This is a genomic window from Microcoleus sp. D3_18_C2 (assembly GCF_036702395.1).
In the GTDB taxonomy this organism is placed as follows: Bacteria; Cyanobacteriota; Cyanobacteriia; order Cyanobacteriales; family Microcoleaceae; genus Microcoleus.
The window spans coordinates 25,529-37,990 of the sequence record NZ_JAUBTG010000034.1; the positions used below are offsets into that span (position 1 = coordinate 25,529).

The window sequence follows — 12,462 nt, forward strand, 5'->3', positions numbered from 1 at the left end:
CCAGACAAAACTTACTCAAATGTTGGCCTGTACTCCAAACGACGAGCTTCATCAGTCATTCCCAATTCTTCAATCTCAAATCTAATCAATCAATCAATCAATCAATCAATCAATCAATCAATCAATCAATCTAAAATCTAAAATCTAAAATCTAAAATCTCAACTGTCCCACCCCCAAACAAAACGGGCGCTCCAGAGGATGAGCAAGCAGCCGAGGGCGATCCAGTCTCGGATTTTCAATTGCAACTGGTGCCATTCTACACGGTGTCGATCGGGACTGGTGAAGCCGCGAACTTTCATGGCGCTGGCAATTTGTTCAGCTCGCAAAAGCAAGTTTTCTAACAGCCGCTCGGCTATCATCAACCACACTTGAGCTGCGCTGCGAAATCCGAGTTTTTTCCAGTTTATCGCTCTGGTTCTGACCGATCGCACTAAATTTTGTATTTCTTCCAATACTAGGGGAATAAATCGCAAAGATAAAGTTAATGTTAAGGCTATTTCGGTAATAGGCCAGTTCAAGCGGCGCAGGGGCTGCATTAAGTTTTCAAGGGCGGCGGTAATTTCTTCGCTGGCTGTGGTGAGAAGGTAGAGGTTGGTGCTGTAAATTACTGTGAAAAATAGGGTGCTGACGTTGATAGCTAAATCTAGGGATTTGCGAGTGATTTTAATCGGGCCTTGTTTTAATAAAACGTAACGGTAGTTTGTGGGTTGGGGGAGTTGATTTGGGCTTTGGGCTTTGGGATTGGGGATTGGGGAGTTTGAGCCTAAGTTAAAAGATTGGTACCAGGGTTTGGGCTTTTGAGGGGGTGGAAGGGTTGCCGGCTGTTGGGAAAAGGTTAATTCGTCGGCGGGGATGCGGGGCTGGTGTTCTGCGGGGAGTCCGTCGGGGGCGATCGCGCTGAGGCAAAATACTAATAGGCAAAATAGCAGCAGCAGTCCCATTTGCTGTTTCCACACGCGCAAGGGAATTGCTGCAGTTAGTGTCAGTACGATTAACATTCCTACTAGCATCAACCGCCAGATGGGATTGGCGAGTATTGGTGCAATCAGAAATGTCATCAACCAAGCTAATTTGACGCGGGAGTCTAGCCGGTGAAGCCAGGTTACGGGTTGTTCTAGGTAAAGTCCTATGGGGAGCGATCGAAGTAAGTCCATCTTGTCGATTTTAGATTTTAGATTTTAGATTTTAGATTGAGGGATTGATTGATTGAGGGATTGAGGGATTGAGGGATTGATTGATTGATTGATTGATTGAGGGATTGAGGGATTGATTGAGGGATTGATTGATTGATTGATTGATTGATTGATTGATTGATTGAGGGATTGAGGGATTGATTGATTGATTGATTGATTGATTTTTGAATGGGATTATTTGATTGAGCAATTGATTTTTTGATTGGGGATTATTTGATGTTTTGATTTTTGATAGGAAATTTTTGTTGAATTTTGACATTTTTTTATTTGCGATTTGCTGTTGGGTTTTTAGCAATTAAAGTTTTGATGGACGCAACAGTCATCGCTAAAATCTCATTTGTTTCTGACATGATACTTTTCAATTTAGTGGCATCTACCAATTCAGCTTCAACTATTAACTCCATCCAGTAAAGACTTTCATCCGCTTCTTCTTCCACTATCCTGAGTTTAGAAATTAAGTCTGCTGTTGACTTCGCACGACAAGCCGCTCGATAATTGGCTCCTACAGAAGTTGCTGAACGAATTAACTGCTTGCCAATTACCTGAGAAGCGGAGCCTTTGGGCAGCGCATCTACTAGCTTAATAACTCTCAATGCTAGCTGCTTTGTTCTTCTTTTAAACTCTTGTTCGTCCACCTTGCGATTTGAGATTTTAGATTGTTTGATTTGGAATTGTTTCAAATACCAAGTAATTGAATTGCCAAGAGGCGAAGGAAGACAAAAGAAAAAAATCGCAACTTAATTATACCATTAAACTGCGTTTTCTCTTTAATCTAAAATCCAAAATCTAAAATCTAAAATCACTTCACGCGCAGTGCTCTGTTTGTTGTGCTCATTTCGGTGGCACGAACTTTTTTGCCTCTCCAAAGTAGCCGCATTGGTGTACCGGTAAAGCCTAGATGTTTGCGGAATTGGCTTTCCATGTAGCGGCGGTAATTTTCTGTGAAGCGTTTGGGATCGTTGACAAATAGGGCGATTGTCGGTGGCTGCGATCGCACTTGAGTACCGTAATAGATTTTGCCTTGTTTTCCTTGGCGGGTAACTGGGGCTGAGTGCCAGGTTGTGGCTTCTTCTATGACTTCGTTAATGACTGCGGTAGGGACGCGACGTTTGTGTTCGTCGGAGGCTTTGTCTACTAATTCAATGATTTTTTCAACTCGCTGTCCACTCATGGCGCTAACAAAAATCATTTCTGCCCAGTCGAGGAAATAAAGTCGGGTTCTGACTTCTCTTTCGTACTCGTATATTGTGTCGGACTCTTTTTCTATGGCATCCCATTTGTTGACGACTATGATGCAGGCGCGACCTTCTTGGCTGATGCGATCGGCTAATTTTTGGTCTTGATCGGTAACGCCGTCAATTGCGTCAATTACTAACAGTATGACGTTGGCGCGGCGGATGGCTTTGAAAGCGCGGTTGATGCCGAAAAATTCTGCGCCGTATTCGACGTTTTTCTTTTTGCGAATTCCGGCTGTGTCGATCAGGCGGTAGGTTTTACCGTTGCGTTCTACTAAGGTGTCGATCGCGTCGCGGGTTGTGCCGGAAATTGGGCTGACTATGGCGCGATTTTCTCCGAGAAATGCGTTTAACAAACTCGATTTGCCGACGTTGGGACGACCGATAATTGCTACTTTAATTTCCTCAACTTCGGGTAATACTTCTGTGGGAAGGTAAGTAATTAATTTGTCTAGCAATTCGCCGGTGCCGTTGCCGTGAATGCCGGAAACTGGGAAAGGTTCTCCGAGCCCCAATTGCCAAAAGTCTGCTGCTTGGGTAAGCCCTGTATTTTCGGATTCGCATTTGTTGACTGCGAGAATGACTGGGACTTTTTGCAGTCTCAGCCAAGATGCGATCGATTCGTCGCCGCCGGTGAGCCCGGTTTTTCCGTCAACTACGAAAATGGCTGCGCTGGCTTCTGCGAGGGCTGCCATTGCTTGTTCGCGAATTAAAGGCAGAAATTCTGTCTCGTCGTCGAATACTAGCCCGCCGGTGTCTACGACTTGATATTCCCGATCGCCCCAGTATGCTGGTCTGTAAGTGCGATCGCGCGTGATTCCTGGTTCGTCGTGGACGATCGCGTCTTGGGTGTTGGCTAAACGGTTGACGAGCGTCGATTTGCCTACATTGGGGCGTCCAATAATAGCAACTATAGGTAGAGACATAAAAGTAGCAGCAATTAGGCTGCGCCGTGATTTTGAGGTTTAGCCTTTTATTGTAAGCGAAACTGGCCCAGATTGTATGCGATCGGGCTGCATCGTGTATTATACGCCCTCCGGGGCTGTGTTGCCAGCGCCGCGAACTCATGGCGACCTCTGGAAACGAGATAAAGAAGGCTCGGACTGTTAATCTGGATTACCAGAGCCTGGTAACGATAAAAGCTTGCTGCACCTTCTCTAAAAATTGCTAAATGGAACGACTTATTTCTGTATTCGGGTTAGCTGTTTTTGTCGGTTTGTCCTACGCCTTTTCAGTCGATCGGCGCGCTGTCAAGTGGCCGCCCGTATTGTGGGGAATTGCTTTACAGCTAATTTTTGCTATTTTGATTCTTAAAACTGCTCCGGGTTTGGCTGTCTTTAAATTTTTGGGAGATATGGTGACGCAGTTTCTCAATTTTTCTGATGCCGGGGCAAAGTTTATATTTGGAGATAATTTTGCTGAACACTTTATCGCTTTTAAAGTGCTGCCGACCATCATTTTTTTCTCTTCGTTTATCACCATACTTTATCACTACGGATTTTTGCAGCGAGTTGTGCAAGCAGTGGCATGGTTGATGATTAAAACTATGAAAACTTCTGGTGCAGAAACGCTTTCTTGTGCTGCGAATATCTTTATCGGGCAAACGGAAGCTCCTTTGTTAATTAAACCTTATTTGGCGGCGATGACGCTCTCGGAACTCCATGCTGTCATGACGGGAGGATTTGCCACAATTGCCGGCGGAGTCATGGCAGCTTATATTTCTTTTGGAGTACCGGCTCAACATTTAATTGCGGCGTCGGTGATGTCTGCACCAGCAGCTTTGGCTATTTCTAAATTGCTGTACCCAGAAACTGAAAAGTCGCTGACTGCTGGGGAGGTGGAGGTGAAGGTGGATCAGGTTTATGCTAATGCGGTAGATGCGGCGGCTTCGGGTGCTAGCGACGGGTTGAAGTTGGGGGCGAATGTGGCCGCTATGCTGATTGCTTTTTTGGGTTTGTTAGCTTTTTTTAATGCGCTTTTGGGGTGGTTTGGAGGGCTAATTAGTTTTCCTCAGTTGTCGCTAGAATTAATTTTAGCTTATTTGATGGCTCCGGTTGCTTGGCTGATGGGGGTGCCTTGGGCTGATTGTGCAGCGGTGGGGATTGTTTTGGGAAAAAAAACGATTTTGAATGAGTTTATTGCTTATTTAGATTTGATGGAATTGGTGAAACAACAGGCGATTTCTGAACGATCGCAAATTATCTCGACTTATGCTTTGTGCGGGTTTTCTAACATTGGTTCGATCGGGATTCAGATTGGGGGAATTGGCGCGATGGCCCCGCAGCGGCAAGGCGATTTGGCGAGGTTGGGCGTGAGGGCGATGATTGCTGGGTCTTTGGCTTGTTTTATGACTGCTTGTATCGCGGGGATGCTGATTTGAAAGTTTTGAGTTTTTAGTTAAGGTGTGCGGTGCTTATGGTGCACCTTACATTAACTCCAGTAAATATTATTAAATAAAAGTTAAAAAACCCACAAAATTATTTGATGAGTGGTATTGCTTTGATGATTGGCAAGGCAGGACATGGAATTTTAGCGATCGGCTATTATTGAAAACAAGCAGGAGTTTAGTTTTTGACGAAAGCTTAAAACAGCAGCTTAAAAATGGAAACTAAATTTCCCTCAAAGCTCAACACATTAGGTGGTAATATGGCTGTTCTGCAACTAGAAGACGGTAGAACATATACGGATATCCGGGCGATCGCGAGTCAACTGGCAGTTTTAAATATTGAGATCGATTCCCTGCCCGCCAACGAAAATCCGGCGTTTCAAGAACTGCTAGTTCAAGACATTCTCAATGTAACAGAAAAACAGCAGATTCTCGCAGCATATAATAGCGAGTTTGAACAGTTTAAGCGCGCCAGCGGATATCGGTGGTGCGACTTAAAAGTGCTGCATCCAGGTTCGCAGCAGATTTACGCGCTGATGACTCAAAGCGATCGCACTCATACCCACACAGATGCAGAAGTTCTTCACATTTTAGCTGGGGAATGCGTTTTTGGGTTTGTGTATTCTAACGGCTCTCAGGTACAATTAATGCTGGAAGCTGAAGAATACATTAAAGTGCCGGCTAATACCGAACATTGGTTTTATCTCACTCCGTCGCTGTACTTGAAAGCCTTGCAGTATTACACCAGTGCTCAAGGCTGGGTTCCTAAGTATACGAACAGGAAACTAAAAATTACAAACTAAATCTAGGGTGCGCTTCGGCGCACCTTCCTCTATCAAAATAGGCGATGGAAATGGCGACTCTAGAAACAAAGTCTCTCTATAAAAGACGAGGATTAAATGCTCTCTACTTCATTAGGTGCGGCCATTTCAATTTCTTCGCAACGCTGCAAAAGCGCTTCTATTTCCTGAGCTAAAAAAATTACTTCCGGCCAAGAAGAACCGTTAATTAAATCTTGAGCGTGAGCTAATTTGTTTCTCAATGCTTCTGCTGACTTTAAAAAACGCTCCCCGTAGCGTTTGGATTTGAGCCCCAGCCGATCGACTATTTCAGCAGAAGTCAGGATTAAATCTCGCTTGTCGCAGAATTGCAGGTAATCGATTAAGTCAATTGCTTCATTTCGCGATCGCCCCAATTCCCAAAGGTGTTTTGCGGCTAAAATACGATCGCCCTTCAGGAATTTCTGCCAAGAATCTTGGGGAAAGTAAATCCGCACGATCCGCAATAAATTCATTTCGAGAAGCGTCACCAATCCAAACAGCAGCATCCGCACTGGTGCTTTTTGTAAATCGCCGCAGGTAACGATCCCGTCGATCCTGTTGCTTTCCAATACAAATAATCTGGGTTTTTCTCGCAGCAGCGGCAGCAATTCCATCAAAGGAGTCGAGGCGGCAATTAATTGGGAGGGGTGAAAAATTTGCTGGTAGTCGCTGCACTTACCTGCGATTAAGTGCGATCGTTCTACATAGCCGCAAACCGTGCCATTTTCTTCGATACCGAGCACGTCAAAATCGCGGGCCTCCATCCACGATCGCAATTTGGCTGCATCTTCGCAAGCGGGGACAGCTTTCAGCGGTTCCGCGAGGTATTTCACTGTAATGCTGTCTTTGAATAAATCCCGCAAGTCGGCGGAACTTGATTTTAAATGTTTCATCTCATGTCCGGTAATTTCATGAATCGTTGCCCGACAAAATGACAATTAATATTGTAACTGCCAGTAAAGACGCCGTATTACCGTGGGAGAATCTCAGTTTTGTAAAAAGCGTTTTTTAGAAGTGCGATCGTCCCCCTTGCACTCCTGTAAAATCAAAACTGAGATGCTGCCTTACCCAAGGCGTGTCAACTTAACGTTAAACCCTCAGTCCGCCAGGGAATGAAACCCCTGGCTCAAAGCGAAATTCCTCGCTACGAGGACTAATGAGTTCTTCAGTCCTCTTTGAGAGGACTTTAGCTATGAGACAGGGAATTCATTCCCTGGCGGACTGCCGGTGAGCGAGAGGACTGACAGATTTCATGATATTACTTACTGGCTAATTCCGGGCAATAATGATTGGCGGCAAGGGTGGTAATAATATCGGCATCGGCGAGAAAACTTTCTTTGGCAGTTGGATTTTCGATACTGACAGCTTGCCCGATCGCCCTTAATTTAACTTCCGGCAGAGAAAGTCCCGATTTTGCTTCCGCACACATTCTTTTAGCGGCCGCAATTTTTTGACCAGGGGCCCTTCGGATTGCTTGCAGTAAATTATCCGTTGCTTCGGGAGAGTAGCTTTTTGCTAAGCGTTTGTAGTCTTCGAGAAATTTCCCATCGTTTCCTGTCAGCTTAATGTCTGATTCTTGAGGCGAACACAACAAATTTAAGTTAATTACTTCTCCCACTGAATTAACAAGAAAACATCCTTCGCGTTCTTGGGCGATCGCGCTTTTGTCACTGGGTACAAATTGTATAATAACGGCGGACAAAACAGCAGTTAAACGCGAGTAATTTAGCATGATAATTACGTGATATGTTTGGGATTTTTAACCGCAGAATGCGGAGCAATATGGCGTTTTTGAGTTAGAGCTTGTCAGGTAAATTAACCGAAATAATTGTAGGGGCGGGTTTCACCAACCATCTATACTTATAACTATAAATTTACATAAACCCGCCCTCCAAGCTGTCGGCAATTTAACAAAAATAATATCAGACGAACATTTCGTTGTCTAGGGAAGTTTTCATTAACAGCAAACATCCCCCTTGGGTGAGGGGCGAATGTGTGGAACCGGGAACCGATCGAATGTAGTCGCCTTGATGGCAAATTTCCCCTTCTACAATTAAGTCTCCTTCTAATACAAGCACTTCCTCCGAGGCAGCGTGTCGGTGCAGGGGAAATGTTACTCCAGGTTCTAGGCGCATCAAGCAAGTAATTTCGCGCTTTTTTTTGTCCATGTAAAGCTTGCCGAACGAAACTCCCGGAACTCCATAAGATTTCCATTTGACATCGTGCGATCGCACTATTAAAGATGGAGTATTGTTCTCTGTTGGGGAAGTAGCAATTGGCTTGATATTGGCTGATTCGGCCGGGATTGGCGGCAGTTCGGCTATACGCTGGAACAGGCGGTTTTTGAGGTCGGGGGCGACAGGAACTGGGGGGGCTGTGTAGGCGATCGCAGCAATTGTGGATTCCCAAGCAGCTAATTCACTTGTAAGTTCTGCGGAATCTTTCAATTTCTCTGCAAATGCGCCGCGTTCTGACTCGTCGAGGATATCGAGAGCTTGAAGGGCTGCAAGGATTTTATATTCCTCGTCTGGCATCATTTCCATCTGTTTTCCGCCATTAATTGTAATTCAGCCTAGGTTGATTTTAAACTGGAAATTGGTCTGCTGTCCTCGCACTCCAGATGGATGATTGGAGAGGTCATAATTTTAGATTGATGTTAAACAACTTAAATTTTGTTTTTTGACTATCTAAAATTCTTCGCTCAAAGCTTGACGCAATTTGGAAATACCCAAGCGAATTCTGGTTTTGATTGTACCTGTCGGGATACCAGTTTTAGCTGATATCGCCGCGCAAGTCAGCCCTTGGTAGTAGGCGAGTTCGATCGCCTCTTGCTGTTCTTTTGGCAGTTTTTCTAAGGCTGCTTTGACTTGTTCGCTGCGTTCTTTAAACATTGCATCTTCCATCGGTTCTGCAACGCTAGAGATGGGTACCTTCGCATCTTCCAGACAAGCTTCAGCAGCCCGGACATTTCGCTGGATCGATCGCAGCCGATCGAGGGAACGACTGCGGGTAAGCATGAACAACCACGTATCTGCTCGACTGCGAGAAGGATCGTAAGTTGCTGCTTTTTGCCAAATTTGGGAAAAAACATCGATTACCACTTCTTCAGCTTCTTCTACCGAACCCAGGATTTTGTAAGCGAGAGCGTAGCTTGGGCGACCGTAGCGATCGTAAAGTTTAGCTAATGCCGTTTGGTCTTTCTGGGCAATCTGCACTAAAAGCAGCGATTCATCGCCTGACTTCTGGCCTGTCATCTCAGTGTACCGAAAATTTTTGTTTTGACTGCACAGATCCAAAATTAAAAATTCGGCGTATATCACTACAGAACATAATTGTAAGTTTGAAGTTGGGGTACAAACTGGAGTATGCCTTTTTAGGCTAACTTTGTCGTGCTTTGAATTGTAAAAATCCCAAGTCATCTGGAATTTTACCACCTAATTAGTGATTTTTTTTAGACTTAGCAATCCGCTTTATGCAGAACGAAAAAATCCCTGAGCGTGAAGAGTCAATCGATTTTGGATTTTGGATTTTGGATTTTCGATTTTCGATTAAAGAATTGAAGCATTGACTTGCGCGAGATAAATACGTTCGGCAAGTTTCATCGGATACAGGTTTTTTATTTCTGGACGGATGAATCACGTGGCGGGTATCCTGGATGCGGGAATTGTCAGAACCGCGCCCTTCACTCGTTCCCAAGCTTTGTTCGATCGCTCCCAATAAGAGCCTGGGAACCCGTATAAGCGAGGCTGTGGCTCCACTCGATCGAGGGAAGCCTTGTCTGGGAGCAGGCATTCCCAAGCATAGTCCGGGAACGAGTAAATCCTCAATAACACACTTTTTTCCCTAAATTTATCTTGAAGCACAGATCCAAAATTGCCAAACCTTCGTATACCACCAATAGGAGAAGGCTCAGCAATAGCGCAAAAGCCCGACAGGTTGACAGATTTCAACCTGTTGCTACAAAAGTAAAACCCGCGAATGCGGGTTATTTACCATTGATTTGTGCAAAAAATTCATTGCAATAAAGGTGCTAACTGTGAAGCTCACAAAAAAAATTCGCCGAACCATACTAGCTATTGAAGTAGCTCTAATTGCTCTATTAACTCCAGGGATAATTGTCGCTTCTGACCACGACGACGGCGAAGTAGATATCAAAGGTCGCGCGGTCAATTTAACTGACCTATATGTATATCGCGAAAAAGACCAAAACTCCGGTGCTGCGGACGGGGATTTAGTATTTACCATGAATTCAAATCCCAGGTCTGTCGCCCGTTATCAATATTATTTCAGCACTACAGCCCTCTACCAATTTCACATCACGCAAGTAAGTGACGTGAATTCTACACCTACTGGACGTTCGGATATTATCTTGCGGTTTGCCTTCAGTCCGCCTAACAATAGAGGTATGCAAGCGGTAGCTGTAACTGTTGTTCGCAACGGCTCGGAGACTGTTGCTAAGACTACAGTTAACGGCGGGCTAATTGCCACAACTCCGCTGAATTCTAATGCTGTTGTAAATACAGTACCTGTGGGCGGTTCTAACTTGACTGTATTTGCGGGTTTACGCGAAGACCCGTTTTTCTTTGATGTGGAACAATTTTTCCGAGTTCGCGCCGCAGCTTTGGGAACGGGGCCGCGCACTGCTTTTAAAGAACCGAGTCAAGCGATCGACTTTACTAAAGGTTACAACGTCAATACAATTGCTGTCCGCGTTCCGAAAGCGTTTTTGCAAGCAGGAACAGGGGCAAATACTTTTGATGTTTGGTCAACAGTTTCGATCCGGGATGGAGCTGGCGGTTTTAAACAATTCGAGCGTTTGGCAAGACCTGCAATTAATGAGGGTTTGATAGTTACTCCCGCTTATCTGGAAGCATTCAATAATATTCCTCCGAGATTGGATTTGAGCGCTGCTGCTGCTCCGGTGCGTCAGGAAGCTGTTGCTACTTTGAATGCTGTCGATCTTTTGGACGGTCGGGATAATGTCGATCCAAATGCGATCGCCGGAGCTTTCTTACCCGATGTCATGCGGATCGATACCACAAAAACCAGCGGCTACGCTAGCGCTACAAATGCTCAAGGAAGCTTGATCGGAGGTCGTATGCTGATGGACGACGTTATTGATATCACTCTGGGAGCTTTGGTGGGTTCTCCGGTTGGCGATAACGTTTCTTATAACGGAACTCCGGGAAATCCGGCTCAGGGACACAAACCTTTAGAACCGACTTTTCCTTATTTGGCTTTGCCTAATTAGTCATTAGTCATTAGTTATTAGTCATTAGTCATTGCTTATTGGCTAATGACTGATCGGAGATGCTTTTTTTAACCGCAGATGAACGCTGATTAACGCGGATGTATGAAAACTAAAACTAAACATGAAATAAAATCGGATATTTTCTCATGGGGGATGCTGATAGTAGTTCCTTTAGTTGGGATGGTAGTAGTAAATTTATCTCCTAATTTGCGTTTTATTTCAGATAATTTTTCTAACAAAACTCCCGAAAATCTCGATACTAATTACCGATATCATTTTTCGGAAAGTTTGAGAAATAATCCCAATCAAAAAGAAGCAATTCAGCAAGAAATTGCTTTTTACCAGCAGCGATTGGCTGTTGATTCCCGCAGCGGTTTGAACCGGGCGGCGCTGGCGGGATCTTATTTGAAAATGGCTCGCGCTACTGGGGAGGGAGGTTGGTTTTTATTGGCAGAACAAGCGGCTCAAAGGTCGATCGCCGATTTGCCTTTTGACAACCAAGGTGCGCTGTTAGTTTTAGCTCGAATTGCTGAGGCAAGACACGATTTTGCTACTGCTTTGCGCTTTGCTAAACAGGCGGGTTCTGACAATGAAGATGCGATCGCCCTTTTAGTTACATCTAACTTAGCAATGGGAAAAGTGAACGAGGCAAATGCAGCCGCAGAAGCCTTAGTTAACCGGATTCCTAACTTGGGTTCTCTCACTTTGAGAGCTTTAGTGAGAGAGTCTCAGGGCCGAGATGCTGAGGTTGTGCAGGATTACCGGCAAGCAATGGCGGCGGAGGAACCAGGAGAGGTTGCTGGTTCGGCGCGGGCCCGATCGCTCTTGGGTCGATTTTACGCGCGTCGCGGGCAGTTTGTGCAGGCGAAAGCACTGTTTTTGGAGTCGCTGCGCTTGGTGCCGCGATACCCGCTGGCGCTGATTTATTTGGCGGATTTGGAGACGCGGCAGGGCAATTATCGGGAAGCGGAAGGCTATTACAGCAAGGTTTCTGCCTATTCTGGCGGGGCTGAGACTGTGTTCGATCACATTGTCGATCGCGGTATGGCGAGGGTGAAGGATTTGCAGGGAGATGCGATCGAATCCGGGCGACTTCGCGACAAAGCAGAAGCGGGGCTGCGACAGGAACAGGTTTCTGGATCTGGCGGTTTCGGGCACCGCAGGGATTTAGCGAGTTTGCTGCTGGAAAAAGGTCGATCGCAGGATGTAACGGAAGCGCTGGCGTTAATGCAGGAGGAGGTGAAAATTCGCCGGGATGCTGTGACGCTGGATACTTTGGCTTGGGCGCTTTCCGCCGCAGGGGAATGGCAAAAGGCCGATCGAGTGATGGCCGAAATAATGCGATCGGGCATTCGCGATGCGGGTATGTTTTACCGGGCTGGTGCGATCGCCCGGACTTTAGGTAAAGATACCGAATCTCGCGCTTATTTTCAAAAGTCCAAGGAAATTGACCCTAATTTTGACGATCGAGCTCGCCAAGCATTGGGTTTGGGAAGTTATGAATTTTGAGATTAGCTAATAGCAGCCATTCGGCCAAATTCGCCATTCCGTCAATCCGCCAGGGGTTGAAACCCC

At 45.5% G+C, this 12,462-nt stretch carries 12 protein-coding genes; 4 read left to right on the plus strand and 8 right to left on the minus strand.

Annotation, left to right across the window (positions count from 1 at the left end):
• Positions 1 to 159 precede the first annotated feature (159 nt).
• From QUA88_RS19285 to der, 3 genes are all read right to left on the minus strand, one after another.
• Positions 160 to 1,155, minus strand: a complete 996-nt coding sequence (locus QUA88_RS19285) for an energy-coupling factor transporter transmembrane protein EcfT (RefSeq protein WP_333057888.1) — start codon at positions 1,153 to 1,155, stop codon at positions 160 to 162.
• A gap of 302 nt (positions 1,156 to 1,457) precedes the next feature.
• Positions 1,458 to 1,874 (minus strand): four helix bundle protein, encoded by a 417-nt coding sequence (locus QUA88_RS19290; RefSeq protein ID WP_333057887.1) that lies wholly within the window; start codon positions 1,872 to 1,874, stop codon positions 1,458 to 1,460.
• Positions 1,875 to 1,993: 119 nt separating this feature from the next.
• Positions 1,994 to 3,355 (minus strand): ribosome biogenesis GTPase Der, encoded by a 1,362-nt coding sequence (gene der, locus QUA88_RS19295; RefSeq protein WP_333057886.1) that lies wholly within the window; start codon positions 3,353 to 3,355, stop codon positions 1,994 to 1,996.
• 245 nt (positions 3,356 to 3,600) lie between these two features.
• On the opposite strand from der, the gene QUA88_RS19300 reads away from it, so the two are divergent.
• Positions 3,601 to 4,809: a NupC/NupG family nucleoside CNT transporter gene (locus QUA88_RS19300; RefSeq protein ID WP_333273217.1), complete on the plus strand. Its 1,209-nt coding sequence runs from the start codon at positions 3,601 to 3,603 to the stop codon at positions 4,807 to 4,809.
• Between the two features lie 221 nt (positions 4,810 to 5,030).
• A complete protein-coding gene (locus QUA88_RS19305) occupies positions 5,031 to 5,618 on the plus strand; it encodes an acireductone dioxygenase (RefSeq protein WP_333057884.1) in 588 nt (195 codons plus the stop codon).
• 92 nt (positions 5,619 to 5,710) lie between these two features.
• On the opposite strand, the gene QUA88_RS19310 is transcribed toward QUA88_RS19305, so the two are convergent.
• The 5 genes from QUA88_RS19310 to QUA88_RS19330 form a co-directional block, all read right to left on the minus strand.
• Complete coding sequence (locus QUA88_RS19310; protein WP_333057883.1) at positions 5,711 to 6,529, minus strand: hypothetical protein; 819 nt, start codon at positions 6,527 to 6,529, stop codon at positions 5,711 to 5,713.
• A 365-nt stretch (positions 6,530 to 6,894) separates the two neighbouring features.
• Positions 6,895 to 7,368 carry a DUF732 domain-containing protein gene (locus tag QUA88_RS19315; RefSeq protein WP_333057882.1) on the minus strand — a complete coding sequence of 158 codons (474 nt, stop codon included), beginning with the start codon at positions 7,366 to 7,368 and terminating at the stop codon, positions 6,895 to 6,897.
• A gap of 190 nt (positions 7,369 to 7,558) precedes the next feature.
• The gene (locus tag QUA88_RS19320; RefSeq protein WP_333211007.1) at positions 7,559 to 8,179 is read right to left on the minus strand and encodes a cupin domain-containing protein; all 621 of its coding nucleotides are present in this window, start codon (positions 8,177 to 8,179) and stop codon (positions 7,559 to 7,561) included.
• A gap of 144 nt (positions 8,180 to 8,323) precedes the next feature.
• On the minus strand, positions 8,324 to 8,890 hold the full coding sequence (locus QUA88_RS19325) for a sigma-70 family RNA polymerase sigma factor (RefSeq protein ID WP_333057880.1): 567 nt from the start codon (positions 8,888 to 8,890) through the stop codon (positions 8,324 to 8,326).
• A 381-nt stretch (positions 8,891 to 9,271) separates the two neighbouring features.
• Positions 9,272 to 9,469: a hypothetical protein gene (locus tag QUA88_RS19330; RefSeq protein ID WP_333057879.1), complete on the minus strand. Its 198-nt coding sequence runs from the start codon at positions 9,467 to 9,469 to the stop codon at positions 9,272 to 9,274.
• A 203-nt stretch (positions 9,470 to 9,672) separates the two neighbouring features.
• Here QUA88_RS19330 and QUA88_RS19335 point away from each other — a divergent pair, with 203 nt between their 5' ends.
• Positions 9,673 to 10,887 (plus strand): DUF4331 domain-containing protein, encoded by a 1,215-nt coding sequence (locus tag QUA88_RS19335; protein ID WP_333057878.1) that lies wholly within the window; start codon positions 9,673 to 9,675, stop codon positions 10,885 to 10,887.
• A gap of 102 nt (positions 10,888 to 10,989) precedes the next feature.
• Positions 10,990 to 12,396 (plus strand): hypothetical protein, encoded by a 1,407-nt coding sequence (locus tag QUA88_RS19340; RefSeq protein ID WP_333273224.1) that lies wholly within the window; start codon positions 10,990 to 10,992, stop codon positions 12,394 to 12,396.
• Positions 12,397 to 12,462: the final 66 nt, after the last annotated feature.